Genomic DNA, 12,553 nt, shown 5'->3' on the forward strand with positions numbered 1-12,553 from the left:
GTATTGCAGAGGAGGAAAAATTTTGGATCTTAAGTCTAAAATTAGAGAAATTGAAGATTTTCCAATTGAAGGTGTGAGCTTTAAGGATATTACAACCTTGACAAGAGATGCTGAGGCATTCACTTCAGCTGTTTCACTTATGGTGGAGGACCTTAAGGACAAGAATGTTGACTATATAGTTGGACCGGAGGCTAGAGGATTTCTATTTGGCGCTGCGGTGGCCTACGGACTTGGAGTTGGCTTTGTGCCAATAAGAAAGCCAGGAAAGCTTCCAGGAGAAACAACAAGCTATGAATACGAACTGGAGTATGGTACAAATACATTGGAGATGCACACTGAGTCAATTGAAGAGGGAGACAGGGTTGCGATAGTTGACGACCTGCTGGCAACTGCGGGAACTGTATCAGCTGCCACAGCTCTTATAGAGTCTTTGGGTGGTAAGGTGGTTGCACTGGAATTTGTAATAGAACTTACATTCTTGAATGGAAGAGACAAGCTGAAGGACCACTATATAAATTCACTGGTGAAGTACTAGACGTCGGCTTGCTGGCGTCTTTTTTTAGGTGTGAATAAACATAAGGAGGAATAATATGTGTGGAATAGTTGGATATATTGGCAGAAAGGATGCCCAAAGTGTAATGCTTGATGGACTTGAAAAATTAGAATACAGGGGCTATGACTCTGCAGGGGTTGCTTTGATAGAAGAGGGGTCCCTTAAGACCAGGAAGCATGTTGGAAGGCTGAGCAATCTGGTTGACAGCCTAATGGAAAATCCAATAAGGGGAAATGTTGGAATTGGTCATACAAGATGGGCAACCCATGGAGCACCATCTGATGTGAACTCCCATCCCCATACTAACAGCGACGGATCCATAGCTGTTGTTCACAATGGTATCATTGAAAACTACAGAGCATTGAAGGAGGAGCTTCGTGATAAGGGCTACACCTTTGTTTCAGAAACTGACACCGAGGTAGTCGCTCATCTGATAGATTCCTATTACAGCGGAGACCTTTTGGAAGCGGTTTTCTTGGCTGAGGAGAGGCTTCAGGGTGCATATGCACTTGGGGTTGTGGCAAAGAGCAATCCCCACGAAATAATTGCCGTAAGAAATGAAAGCCCATTGATACTGGGAATAGGATCAGATCAGCATTTTGTGGCTTCAGACATCCCTGCGATACTAAAGTACACAAACAAGGTTATCTATCTTGAGAATAGGGACATTGTGAGGCTGACTGAAGAGGGCTATGAAATTTACACAACTGGAAGAAAGTCTGTAATGAGGGAAATCAAGGAAATCCAGTGGGATGTTGAGTCTGCAACCAAGGAGGGATTTGACCATTTCATGCTCAAGGAAATCTATCAGCAACCTTCAGCCATCAAGGACACCCTTGAAAGAAGACTTGATGAAAAAGGTGAGATCTACCTGGAGAACATAGCAATAGATGAAAAGACCCTAAAGGAAATTGACAAGATATATATAGTGGGCTGTGGAACCGCATATCACGCAGGACTTGTTGGAAAGTACCTATTCCAGACATTTATGAATATTAACGTTATTGCTGACATTGCTTCAGAATTTAGATATGGAGAACACTTCATAGACGAGAAGACACTTGTTGTCATTGTAAGCCAGTCAGGTGAGACGGCAGATACTCTGGCAGCACTCAAGGATGCGAAATCAAGAGGAGCAAGAATTCTTTCCATCACCAATGTGGTGGGTAGCTCAGTGGCAAGGGAATCTGATGACATATTCTACACCTGGGCCGGACCTGAAATTGCAGTGGCATCAACCAAAGCCTACACCACTCAGCTGGTTGCCTTCTATATGCTTGCTCTTTACTTTGGTAGACTGAAGGGTACACTTCTTGAGGAATGCTACACTGAAATTCTTACAGAGCTAAAGAGCCTGTCAGGAAAGGTGGAGAATTCCCTTGAGGGAAGCAATGAGACCGCCAAGGTTGTTGGAGAGCTCATTAAGGACAAAAACTCCCTTTTCTATCTTGGAAGAGGACTTGATTACTTCACTGCCATGGAAGGTGCCCTGAAGCTAAAGGAGATTTCATATATCCATACCGAGGCATTTCCTGCAGGAGAGCTTAAGCATGGAACAATTGCACTAATAGAGGAAGGTACTCCTGTCATCGCATTGGCGACACAATCCAGACTTTACGACAAGATGGTCTCAAACATAAAGGAAGTGAAGGCACGTGGAGCTTACGTAATAGGGGTTACAAGAAGCAGCAATACCGATTTGGAAGAGGTATGTGACAAGGTGATTTATCTTGAGGAGACATTTGATATATTTATGCCTTTACTTGCCGTCCTGTTCCCTCAGCTACTGTCCTATCACACATCACTGTTAAGGGGTAATGATGTGGACAAGCCGAGAAATCTTGCAAAATCAGTGACAGTTGAATAATAAAATAGTAGTTTAAAAGCCGCATTCCTTGGAATGCGGCTTTGTTTTCTTAATTGATGTTATTTTACTACAATTTCTGGGTAGATAAGTAATATCCATATTTTAGGAAGTAACAGTGGTTAATAATTAATCATTTGAACAAAAAAATCAACCTCTTTCTTTTCCTGCAATGAGATTCATATAGCCAATAATGTTTTTTCTATCATCACTGTCAAGTCTATGGTACATATCCAGCAGCATTTTTTCGTCATTGCTAAGGTATGCTGGAGTTTTCTCTCTGATGACTTCCTCTGAAGGAACATCCTTAGGAAGGTTGCCTGTAAGCATCCAATCTATTGAAACATTCAATACCTGCCGCAGCTGGATCAGTGTATTAGCTGAGGGAGAAAACTTATCGTTTTCAAGATCACTGAGGTTTCCGGTAGAAAGACCTGTAAGATCCCGTACATCAAGCAGTGAAAGTTTTTTTGACTTTCTTGCAGTTCTTAATCTTTGTCCGATGGTGGACATATTATCACCTCCGTGTTGACCAATAAGTATGAATATATTATCGCATTAACGTCACAATATATATATTCTACCATATCTGAATACATAAATGCTACAAAAAATTAAGGATGTGATCTCAATGAGAAAAAGAAACCTGACACCTTTTGGTTACAAGGTCAAGAAGCGACTTGTCCAGATGAACCTTACCCAGAAGAAACTGGCAGAAAAAATAGGAACGTCTGAAGTATACCTCAGTATGATCCTGTACGGTGAAAGGTCTGGTGACAAGTATATTCCAAAGATCAACGAGGTGCTTGACCTAAGTGAAAAGAGCTGATTTTAGGGATTGGTGTGTGAAGTAAAATGACATAATCCCATAACGCATTGATAAATATAAATTTAACGATATGTATTGATTACAAATCTTCCATGTGGTATAATTAGCATGTTGTTTGAACCTATAAAAAATCATGGAGGGTGAAGAATGAAAAAATTATTATCATTATTATTGGTACTTGTACTTAGTATGAGTCTACTTGCAGGATGTACACAGCCTGCTGAGGAGCCTGCTGAAGAGCCAGCAGTGGAAGAACCAGCAGTGGAAGAACCTGCAGAAGAGCCTGCTGAAGAACCAGCAGAGGCAGGAGCGATTGCAAAGTTGGGTCTTGGCCATGTAATTTCAATTGCCAAGTCAACTGATGCAGAAGCAGACAAGACAGCACAGGCACAATCAGATGTAACAGTTATTGCTGTTGGATTTGACGCAGAAGGTAGAGTTGTAAGCGCTGAGCTTGATGTAGCTCAAACAAGAGTTGCATTCGACGAGAATATGGCAGTTTCAACTGACAGGGAAGGCGAGTTCAAAACCAAGAAAGAGCTTGGAGAAGACTATGGAATGATTAGGGCTTCTGAAATTGGCAAAGAATGGTTCGAGCAAGCACAAGCACTTGAAGCATGGATGGTTGGCAAGACTGTAGAAGAAATTACAGGAATGGCTCTGGAAGACGGAGTTCCAGCTGAAGAAGATCTTGTATCATCAGTAACTGTTGGAGTGGATGCTTACCTTGCAGCACTGGAGCAGGCATGGGCAGAGGCTATTGACACTGAAGGCGGAGAAACTGTAGGCCTTGGAGTTAAGATTTCAATCGCCAAGTCAAAGGATGCAACTGAAGATGCAGGAGCAATGGCTCAAGTTGACAATGTATTGGCAGCAACTGCATTTGATGCAGAAGGTAAAGTGACTGGCGCTGTAATTGATACAGCTCAGGTTAAGATTCAGTATGACCTTGAAGGCAAAGTTGAAACTGACAAGGAAGCTGAGCTTGAAACCAAGAACGAGCTTAAGGAAGACTATGGTATGATCAGAGCTTCTGAAATCGGTAAAGAGTGGTATGAGCAGGCAGCTGCATTGGCTGACTGGATGGTTGGCAAAACTGTAGATGAAATAGCAGGAATGTCAATGGAAGATGGAAACACCACTGAAGAAGATTTGGTTTCATCAGTAACAGTTGGTGTAGAGGATTACATCTACGTTGTTGAAGAGGCATACGAAATAGCAAAATAATGTAATCAAGGCTCCCGTTTTGGGAGCCTTTTTTGTTTGCCTGGCAACTCCATTTTTGGTATGATTAGTGAGGGTGATTTAGATGAAAAAAATAAGTTATATATTGATGATAGGAATCCTGATAAATATTCTGTCAGGATGCTCAGAGGGAGTCGCATACAACAGGTATAATGACACCTTCTTTGATTCATTCGATACGGTAACACAAGTAATAGGGTATACGAAGACAGAGGACGAATTTAAGGGGTACATGACCCAGATTCACGACAGGATGCTGGAACTTCATAAGCTGTATGACAAGTACAACAATTATGAGGGTATAAACAACATCAAGACAATAAATGATAATGCTGGAATTGAGCCAGTGAAAGTTGATAAGGAGATAATTGACCTTATAACCTTTTCCAAGGAAATGTACAATAATTCAAACCAGAAGACAAACATAGCTTTTGGTGCTGTTCTTTCAATCTGGTCAGAATACAGAGATGATGCTGAATTCGACCCAAACAATGCAAAGATTCCACCCATAGGGATTTTGGAAGAAGCCAATAAACACACTGATATCAACAAGGTGATTGTAGACCAGGAAAATATGACTGTCTATCTGGAAGATCCTGAGATGAGTCTCGATGTGGGAGCTGTAGCCAAGGGATTTGCAACTGAAATCGTTGTTCAGGAACTGTTGGAGGCAGGCTTTGACTCATGGATAATGAGTGCAGGAGGAAATATTCGGGCTGTCGGCAAGCCAAAGGATCCTGCCAAGGATAAATGGGGTATAGGAATACAGAATCCCGACAAGAATATTTTTGGTGATGGCTCTAACATACTTGATACAGTTTTTATGAATGACATTTCAGTTGTTAGCTCTGGAGACTATCAGAGGTATTATGTGGTCGATGACCAAAGGATTCATCATATAATAGACCCTGGAACATTGATGCCGGCATCATATTACAGGGCGGTAAATGTAGTGATTGAGGACTCAGGTCTTGCTGATTTTTACTCAACAGAAGTATTTCTATTACCTTATGGGGAAAGCAGGGATTTTGTAGAGTCAGTGGATGGTCTTGAAGCCATCTGGGTATTTGCAGATGGGACCATAGAAATGACGGATGGTTTCAAGGCGATTTCAAGATCAGGTGGAGCAATCGCCACAGATTAACTAGATTATGTCAGGGGGAGGATTCATGGAGAAGACTTTTGTTATGATCAAGCCAGATGGAGTTAGAAGAAAGCTCATTGGTGAAATACTGTCAAGGATTGAAAAAAAAGGTTTATTAATTAATAGACTGGAAATGTTAATGCCCGAAATAGAGATGCTGGAAGAGCACTATAAAGAACATTGTGAGAAGGGGTTTTATAAAGACCTGATCCAATTTATGACCAGCGGCAAGGTGGTGGCAATCCAGGTGGGAGGAAAGGATTCCATAAGCATAATGAGGAAGTTGATTGGGGAAACAGACCCCGCATGTGCCTCTCCTGGAACAGTAAGAGGCGATTTTGCCAATTCCAAAACGGAGAATCTGATACATGCATCCGATTCTGAAGAGGCTGCAAAACGCGAGCTTAAACTCTGGTTCGGAGAGGTGTAGCATGAAAAAGACCATTGGTATAATAGGTGGAATGGGTCCCTTGGCAACTGCGAAGCTTTTTGAAAAAATTGTACTTTACACAAAGGCGGATCTGGACCAGGATCACCCTCACACAATAATTGACAGCAACACTAAAATTCCTGACAGGACAAGCTACATTCTCCAGGGAGGAGAAAGTCCGATGGAGGAGTTGACAAAATCTGTAAAAAGGCTTAAGGAGGCAGGAGCGGATTTTTTGGTAATGCCTTGCAACACAGCGCATTATTTCTATGATGAACTCAAGAGTGCTGCAGATATACCTTTTATCAATATGATCAGTGAGACAGTTAGTACAATAAAAAAAGATTTTCCGGGTATGAAGGTGGGACTGTTGTCCACCAGCGGAACGATTTCATCCGGTGTCTACAGCAGTGAACTGGAAAAGCAGGGTATTGAATATGCAATACCTACAGGTGCTCAGCAGGATGCGGTTATGGACTTGATCTACAATATCAAGAAGGGCATGTATGACAATGACCTTAAAGGTTTTAACAAGGCCATAGGGGAATTGAAGGATCAGGGTTCAAAAGTAATAATATTAGGCTGTACAGAGCTTTCGGTTGCCTACGACATGTATGGATTGCCTGAGGAAGTAAGCTATGTGGATGCCCTTCGGGTCCTTGCAAGAGAAGCCGTTATTCAATCAGGATGTGATATTAATACCTAACGTGGGTATCTATAACTAGAGGTGAATGCTATGAGAAGATGGATATCGACTTTATTGATAATTATGGGAGCAGTTCTGATTGCTTATCAGTTTTTACCTGAGCTTCTTATAAAGAGACAGGTTGAAAAAGGAGCAACAGTGGTCCAAGAAATCACTGAGGAGCAGATTCGTGAGAATAACCAACGTGAAGCTGAGTATGATTTTACCGCAATAGAGGATGTCTCAACCACAAATGCAGTTGCTGGTGTTAGACAATTCAAGGATGAAAATGTTATAGGAATCCTGACCATAGATGATTTAGGTATTAACCTGCCCATACTGAAAGGTGTTTCAGACGCAAATCTCATGGCTGGAGCTGGAACAATGGTACCAGACTTAACAATGGGTGAAGGAAATTATTCCCTTGCTTCCCATTACATGAAGGATCCAAGTTTGCTGTTTGGAAATCTCCTTAATGCAGAGCCAGGTATGAATGTCAGGATTACCGATAAGATAAATGTATACGAATACGAAATATATGAGACTGTCCTTGTGCCGGAGACAGCACTATATATGCTGGACCATGAGCAGGCCGAGGAAAGGGGAAAGCCAATTATTTCGCTGATGACCTGCTACTACACATCTAAGAATGGCAAGAGGTTTTTTGCGCTGGGTGAGCTGGTGGACACCTATCCCTACAGACAAAAAATGGTGGACTAAAGGTCCCGTTTCTAAGGAACATATAGATAATATTCAAAATGAAGTTGTAATATGGGCCGAGAAGTGGTAGAATCAGTCCATGAGGATTGATAAAAATATATCGATATGGGAGGTTGAGTTATGGGATTTGGAAGATTGGGAATGCCTGAGCTGATTTTGATTTTGGCAATTGCCTTGGTTATATTTGGGCCATCAAAGCTACCTGAAATAGGAAAATCTTTAGGAAAGGCCCTAAAGGAGTTCAAGGCTGGAGCAGATAATGATTCTAAAGAGAAGGAAGAAGCTGATGAGAAGGAAGACAAGTGAAAACGATGGTAAAAACCTTACATTGACTGAGCATCTTGAGGAGCTTCGCAAGAGGTTGATTTATTCTGCGGTGTTCTTCATAGCGGCAGCTCTTATATGCTATAGCTTTGCCGAGAGGATAATCAGGGACATGGTGGATTTGGCTGGAGACATTGAATTTGTGTTTATTTCCCCTGCGGAGCTTCTTTTGGCAAATGTAAAACTGGCAATGATCGGAGGGCTAATAATAGCAGCACCCTTCCTGATAATTCAGGTATGGCTGTTTGTAAGTCCAGGACTCAACGCTAAGGAAAGAAAGCTTGTTGCTGCAGCCATATCAATGGGAGGGCTGTTTTTCATAGCAGGAGCATTGTTTGCATATTTTATGGTAATACCAATAGTATTGGTGTTTTTCATGGGATTCCAGATGGATATAATCTCACCAATGATAAGCTTCAATAGCTACATGAGCTTTGTACTTAGTACAGTAGTTGCTTTTGGGGCAATTTTCGAATTGCCGATACTGATGATACTGTTAACGAGATTTGGAATAGTTAAGGTAAGCTTTATTAAGAAGAACAGAAAATATATGGTTTTAGGCATATTTGTTCTGGCTGCAATAATAACGCCGCCTGACATTATATCGCAGCTTCTGCTGGGACTACCCATGCTGGTGCTGATGGAACTGGGAATATTCCTATCTGGATTATTTGCAAAAAAAGAAGATCAGGATTAAGAAAAGCATCTGAAGATTCATCATCAATAAAAAACCCTTATCGGATAGACCGACAAGGGTTTTTTTAAGATCTATTATTTGAATTACTCAGCGCTTTCAAGAGCGGCGTTAACTGCTTCAATGATACCATCGCTGGTATATGTAGCTCCAGATACTGTATCTACATCAGTTGAATCAGCTGCAACGATTGCCGCAGGAACCTCTTCTATTGCTGGGTCGCTAATTCCGGCTGACTCACTGTGCTCAAGAACTACCACGTTGGTGATGTCTTCTCCCTCAAGGGTAACCTCAACGGTGATGTCTCCACCAAAGCCTTCTCCTACACCAGTAAGAACTACAGGCTCGCCACCTTCAGCTGCTGGCTCTTCTCCTCCTCCACATGCTGCAAGGCTCATTGCCATGGCAAGTGTCAAAAGGATAACCAAAAATTTCTTCATCATTTTCATCTCCTTTCCTTTAAATGTACCTATAGATTATACACTCTCGTTATTAAAAAATCAAGTTTTCATAAACCCCTTGTGAGTTCAGAGAGTAATGATGGGTATACATCAAATGTAAATTCAAAGGAGGGTACACACATGGCAAAAGGAAAGGACAAATACAGTCACAAGTATGATATGGATGAGCTGAAGGTAATGACAATCGAGATGCTTAACAGGAGAGGGGTGCAGCTCGAACAGATTGCAGAGATCGTAATGGATCTTCAAAAGGATTATTACGATGATCTCACAATTGATATTTGCCTGGAGAATATTGATGCGGTACTTAGCAAGAGGGAGATAATCCATGCCATAATAACTGGAATAGCAATTGATGAGCTCACTGAGAAGAAACTCCTGCCGGAGCCTTTGCAAAGCATAGTTGCTGCAGATGAAGGTCTGTATGGAATAGATGAAATTCTTCCATTATCCATCGTAAATGTTTATGGAACAATCGGTCTGACTAATTTCGGTTATCTGGACAAGGAGAAGGTTGGCATAATAAAGGAGCTGGACACAAAAAAAGGAGAGGCATGCCACACTTTTCTTGATGACATCGTGGCTGCAATTGCAGCGGCTTCTGCAAGCAGGATTGCACATTCAAGATAGAATATAAGAAAAAAGAAGCGAGGCAAATGCCTCGCTTCAGTTATGATTACATATTACCTTTTTCTTTTTCGCTTGCAAAGAATTCCTTTGTAAGCTTTATGATAGTTCCACTAAGCATAAGAACACCTATAAGGTTTGGTATAGCCATAAGACCGTTCATTGTATCTGCAAGATCCCAAATAAACTCCAATCCTCCAATTGCTCCGATAACTACAAATGGAATCCAGATTACTCTGTAAGGGACGATTGCCTTCTCTCCAAACAGGTACTCAGCACATCTCTCACCATAGTATGACCATCCAAGTATGGTTGAGAAAGCGAATAGCATGATACCTATTGATACAATGTATCCTCCACCTAGTATCGCTTCGTCAAATGCCTGAGTTGTTAGTGCGGCACCGGTGGCTCCAGTGTTCCAAAGACCTGAAACAAGAATTGCAAGAGCTGTAAGGGTACAGATTACAATTGTATCCATAAATACCTCGAATACTCCCCAAAGTCCCTGTCTTACAGGGTGGTCAGTGGTTGAAGCGGCATGGGCTATAGGTGCACTACCAAGTCCTGCCTCGTTTGAGAATACTCCACGTGCAACTCCGAATCTAACTGCCATTGCAAGTGTTGAACCTGCAAATCCACCTACGGCAGCTGTTCCCGTGAATGCATTTCCGAATATCAAACCAAATGCTTCAGGAATATGTGATCCGTTCATAATGATAATAAAAATTGCACCAAGGATATAGATTGTTGCCATACCAGGCACAAGCTTCTCGGTTACAGAACCGATTCTCTTGATACCACCAAGGATTACAAGAGCAGTAAGAACTGCAAGAACAAGACCTGTTACAAGTGGGGAAATGTTGAATGATTCCTGAAGTGAAGCTGCAACAGAATTTGACTGAACCATATTACCGATACCGAAAGCTGCAAGAGCTCCAAATATGGCAAAAATTGTAGCAAGCCACTTCATGTTAAGACCGTTTGCTATGTAGTACATAGGTCCTCCTACGAAACGTCCGTCCTCAGTCTTCTCCCTGAAGTTGATTGAAAGAACAACTTCGCCGAATTTTGTTGTCATACCGAATATTGCTGATACCCACATCCAGAATACTGCACCTGGTCCACCAAGGGCTATCGCTGTTGCAACACCGGCTATGTTACCAGTACCAACAGTTGCTGCAAGTGCAGTTGCAACTGCCTGGAATGGCGTGATTTCTCCTTCTCCTGACTGATCCTTGGAGAAGATTTTAAGTAATGTGTTTTTTAGTACGTAACCAAGCTTAAGAATAGAAAAGAAATTAGTTCCAATGGTTAAGTAAACGCCTGTACCTACCAATAGGAATAGCATAGGTGGTCCCCATACAAAGCTATTGACGGCACTGTTAAGATTCATAATAAAATCCATAAATTACCTCCTAGTATTATTTTTTCAATGTTCCTTTGACTCAGCAATTGGTGGATTGCCTATGGTTGCAGGTTAAACGTTTTCCCCATGCGTTTAAAAACAACCAACTTTAATTTTAACAGAAAGAATATGGAAATTCAATACAATTTAAAGAAAATTTGAAATATACAATTAATAGATAAAATTATAACAAAGTATTATGGACAAATGTTACAAAATGGCAAACATATAACAACTATACACTAGAAAGCAGGTTAACATATAGAGAAATTGTCAATCTGAGTGTTGAATTTGGAAGGGAGACCTTGATAAAATGATAAAGAATTAACGATGCTTCAATATCAAGTTTCACGGTTTGAGCTTCATAATCCTAAATATGTTATAATCAGTTTAGAATAAGGGATTAAGGGGTGAATCATGGCAAAATTCTATTATGCAGTTAAAAAGGGTTTGGTTCCAGGAATTTATAATAGCTGGGAGGAATGTAAAAATCAGGTGCATGGATTTCCAGGAGCAGTTTACAAGAAATTCAATAGCAAGTCGGAAGCGGAAGGGTTTTTAGGTGACAATGAGAGATCTGAGAGGATAATCGAAGAAATTGACGATGTGGAGGCTGCTGTAGCCTATGTGGATGGAAGCTACAATTTGGATACCGGAACCTACAGCTATGGAGTCGTAATAATATCAGATGGACAGAAGCATGGGTTTAGCGGGAGGGAAGAGAATCCTCAGCTTGCATCAATGAGGAATGTTGCAGGCGAGCTAAAGGGAGCCATGGTGGCAATGGACTGGGCTCTTGCACAAAAGAAGAAAACCCTTTACCTCCATTACGATTACACTGGAATAGAAAATTGGGCAAAGGGTAATTGGAAAACCAATAGGGATGGTACAAGGGACTATAAGAAATATTATGACTCCATCAAGGACAGGTTGGAGGTAAAATTCATCAAGGTTAAGGCACACTCGGGCAATGAGCTTAATGATGAGGCTGATCAGCTTGCTAAGGATGCCATTCTCTAGGTGATTTTTTCATAGCCGATATTGTTTCTTTCCAGAAGCTCCACAGCATAATCATCCACTCGGTAGTCATTTTTGTAATAAATTTTTTTGATGCCTGCCTGTATAAGGGATTTTGTACAATTCAGGCAAGGGAAATGGGTGACATATGCAACACAGTTGCTAACAGGGATGCCTTCTTTTGCACAGTATAGAAGCGCATTCATTTCTGCGTGTATGGTTGCAATGCAATGTCCGTCCCTCATTGTATGACCGACATCGTCGCAATGGGGATTGCCTGAAACGGAACCGTTGTACCCTGTGGATACAATTCTGTTGCTGTCATTTACTATGACGCAGCCCACCCAGGCTCTGTCGCAGGTGGACCTGCTTGCAACCAGCTCAGTTATTTCCATAAAATACTTGTTCCAACTCATTCTTCGGGACATGTGATTCCTCCTCGTGTGGTTTGATAGATTTATTATACCACAAGGAGATTAGATGGAGCATCCAAATATCTGGGTATATAATAAGATGTGAAATTCAATTATTCTATCTTCAAGGAGGTGGAGGTCC

At 41.4% G+C, this 12,553-nt stretch carries 16 protein-coding genes; 12 read left to right on the forward strand and 4 right to left on the reverse strand.

All coding sequences use genetic code 11. The features are described 5' to 3' along the window. Positions 1–22 precede the first annotated feature (22 nt). Positions 23–535 (forward strand): adenine phosphoribosyltransferase, encoded by a 513-nt coding sequence (locus tag ACKVDP_RS06245; RefSeq protein WP_409227953.1) that lies wholly within the window; start codon positions 23–25, stop codon positions 533–535. A 55-nt stretch (positions 536–590) separates the two neighbouring features. Further along, the gene (gene glmS / locus ACKVDP_RS06250; protein ID WP_409227954.1) at positions 591–2,420 is read left to right on the forward strand and encodes a glutamine--fructose-6-phosphate transaminase (isomerizing); all 1,830 of its coding nucleotides are present in this window, start codon (positions 591–593) and stop codon (positions 2,418–2,420) included. Between the two features lie 147 nt (positions 2,421–2,567). Here the strand turns inward: glmS and ACKVDP_RS06255 are convergent, their stop codons facing one another. After that, positions 2,568–2,930 carry a helix-turn-helix domain-containing protein gene (locus tag ACKVDP_RS06255; protein ID WP_409227955.1) on the reverse strand — a complete coding sequence of 121 codons (363 nt, stop codon included), beginning with the start codon at positions 2,928–2,930 and terminating at the stop codon, positions 2,568–2,570. Between the two features lie 118 nt (positions 2,931–3,048). Between ACKVDP_RS06255 and ACKVDP_RS06260 the strand changes: the two genes are divergently transcribed. The 8 genes from ACKVDP_RS06260 (at position 3,049) to tatC (ending at position 8,491) form a co-directional block, all read left to right on the forward strand. Next, positions 3,049–3,246 (forward strand): helix-turn-helix domain-containing protein, encoded by a 198-nt coding sequence (locus ACKVDP_RS06260; RefSeq protein ID WP_409227956.1) that lies wholly within the window; start codon positions 3,049–3,051, stop codon positions 3,244–3,246. 147 nt (positions 3,247–3,393) lie between these two features. Beyond that, positions 3,394–4,473: a hypothetical protein gene (locus ACKVDP_RS06265; RefSeq protein ID WP_409227957.1), complete on the forward strand. Its 1,080-nt coding sequence runs from the start codon at positions 3,394–3,396 to the stop codon at positions 4,471–4,473. A gap of 82 nt (positions 4,474–4,555) precedes the next feature. Further along, complete coding sequence (locus ACKVDP_RS06270; RefSeq protein WP_409227958.1) at positions 4,556–5,635, forward strand: FAD:protein FMN transferase; 1,080 nt, start codon at positions 4,556–4,558, stop codon at positions 5,633–5,635. A gap of 25 nt (positions 5,636–5,660) precedes the next feature. After that, a complete protein-coding gene (gene ndk, locus ACKVDP_RS06275) occupies positions 5,661–6,065 on the forward strand; it encodes a nucleoside-diphosphate kinase (protein WP_409227959.1) in 405 nt (134 codons plus the stop codon). A gap of 1 nt (position 6,066) precedes the next feature. Further along, the gene (cuyB, locus tag ACKVDP_RS06280; RefSeq protein ID WP_409227960.1) at positions 6,067–6,771 is read left to right on the forward strand and encodes a cysteate racemase; all 705 of its coding nucleotides are present in this window, start codon (positions 6,067–6,069) and stop codon (positions 6,769–6,771) included. 30 nt (positions 6,772–6,801) lie between these two features. Then, the gene (locus ACKVDP_RS06285; protein WP_409227961.1) at positions 6,802–7,470 is read left to right on the forward strand and encodes a sortase family protein; all 669 of its coding nucleotides are present in this window, start codon (positions 6,802–6,804) and stop codon (positions 7,468–7,470) included. A gap of 120 nt (positions 7,471–7,590) precedes the next feature. Further along, a complete protein-coding gene (gene tatA / locus ACKVDP_RS06290) occupies positions 7,591–7,776 on the forward strand; it encodes a twin-arginine translocase TatA/TatE family subunit (RefSeq protein ID WP_409227962.1) in 186 nt (61 codons plus the stop codon). After that, positions 7,757–8,491, forward strand: coding sequence for a twin-arginine translocase subunit TatC (gene tatC, locus ACKVDP_RS06295; RefSeq protein WP_409227963.1), 735 nt, complete (start codon positions 7,757–7,759; stop codon positions 8,489–8,491). The genes tatA and tatC overlap by 20 nt, the downstream gene beginning before the upstream one ends. A gap of 83 nt (positions 8,492–8,574) precedes the next feature. Here the strand turns inward: tatC and ACKVDP_RS06300 are convergent, their stop codons facing one another. Then, complete coding sequence (locus tag ACKVDP_RS06300; protein ID WP_409227964.1) at positions 8,575–8,931, reverse strand: FMN-binding protein; 357 nt, start codon at positions 8,929–8,931, stop codon at positions 8,575–8,577. Between the two features lie 138 nt (positions 8,932–9,069). On the opposite strand from ACKVDP_RS06300, the gene ACKVDP_RS06305 reads away from it, so the two are divergent. Beyond that, positions 9,070–9,579: a phosphatidylglycerophosphatase A family protein gene (locus ACKVDP_RS06305; RefSeq protein ID WP_409227965.1), complete on the forward strand. Its 510-nt coding sequence runs from the start codon at positions 9,070–9,072 to the stop codon at positions 9,577–9,579. Between the two features lie 46 nt (positions 9,580–9,625). On the opposite strand, the gene ACKVDP_RS06310 is transcribed toward ACKVDP_RS06305, so the two are convergent. Next, complete coding sequence (locus tag ACKVDP_RS06310) at positions 9,626–10,981, reverse strand: alanine/glycine:cation symporter family protein (protein ID WP_409227966.1); 1,356 nt, start codon at positions 10,979–10,981, stop codon at positions 9,626–9,628. A 417-nt stretch (positions 10,982–11,398) separates the two neighbouring features. On the opposite strand from ACKVDP_RS06310, the gene ACKVDP_RS06315 reads away from it, so the two are divergent. After that, positions 11,399–12,001, forward strand: coding sequence for a ribonuclease H1 domain-containing protein (locus ACKVDP_RS06315; RefSeq protein ID WP_409227967.1), 603 nt, complete (start codon positions 11,399–11,401; stop codon positions 11,999–12,001). Here the strand turns inward: ACKVDP_RS06315 and ACKVDP_RS06320 are convergent. Beyond that, complete coding sequence (locus ACKVDP_RS06320) at positions 11,998–12,426, reverse strand: deoxycytidylate deaminase (RefSeq protein ID WP_409227968.1); 429 nt, start codon at positions 12,424–12,426, stop codon at positions 11,998–12,000. The two genes, ACKVDP_RS06315 and ACKVDP_RS06320, sit on opposite strands and share 4 nt — an antisense overlap. Positions 12,427–12,553: the final 127 nt, after the last annotated feature.

It is taken from the genome of Gudongella ferriphila, from assembly GCF_046224405.1.
Taxonomy (GTDB): Bacteria; Bacillota; Clostridia; order Tissierellales; family Tissierellaceae; genus Gudongella.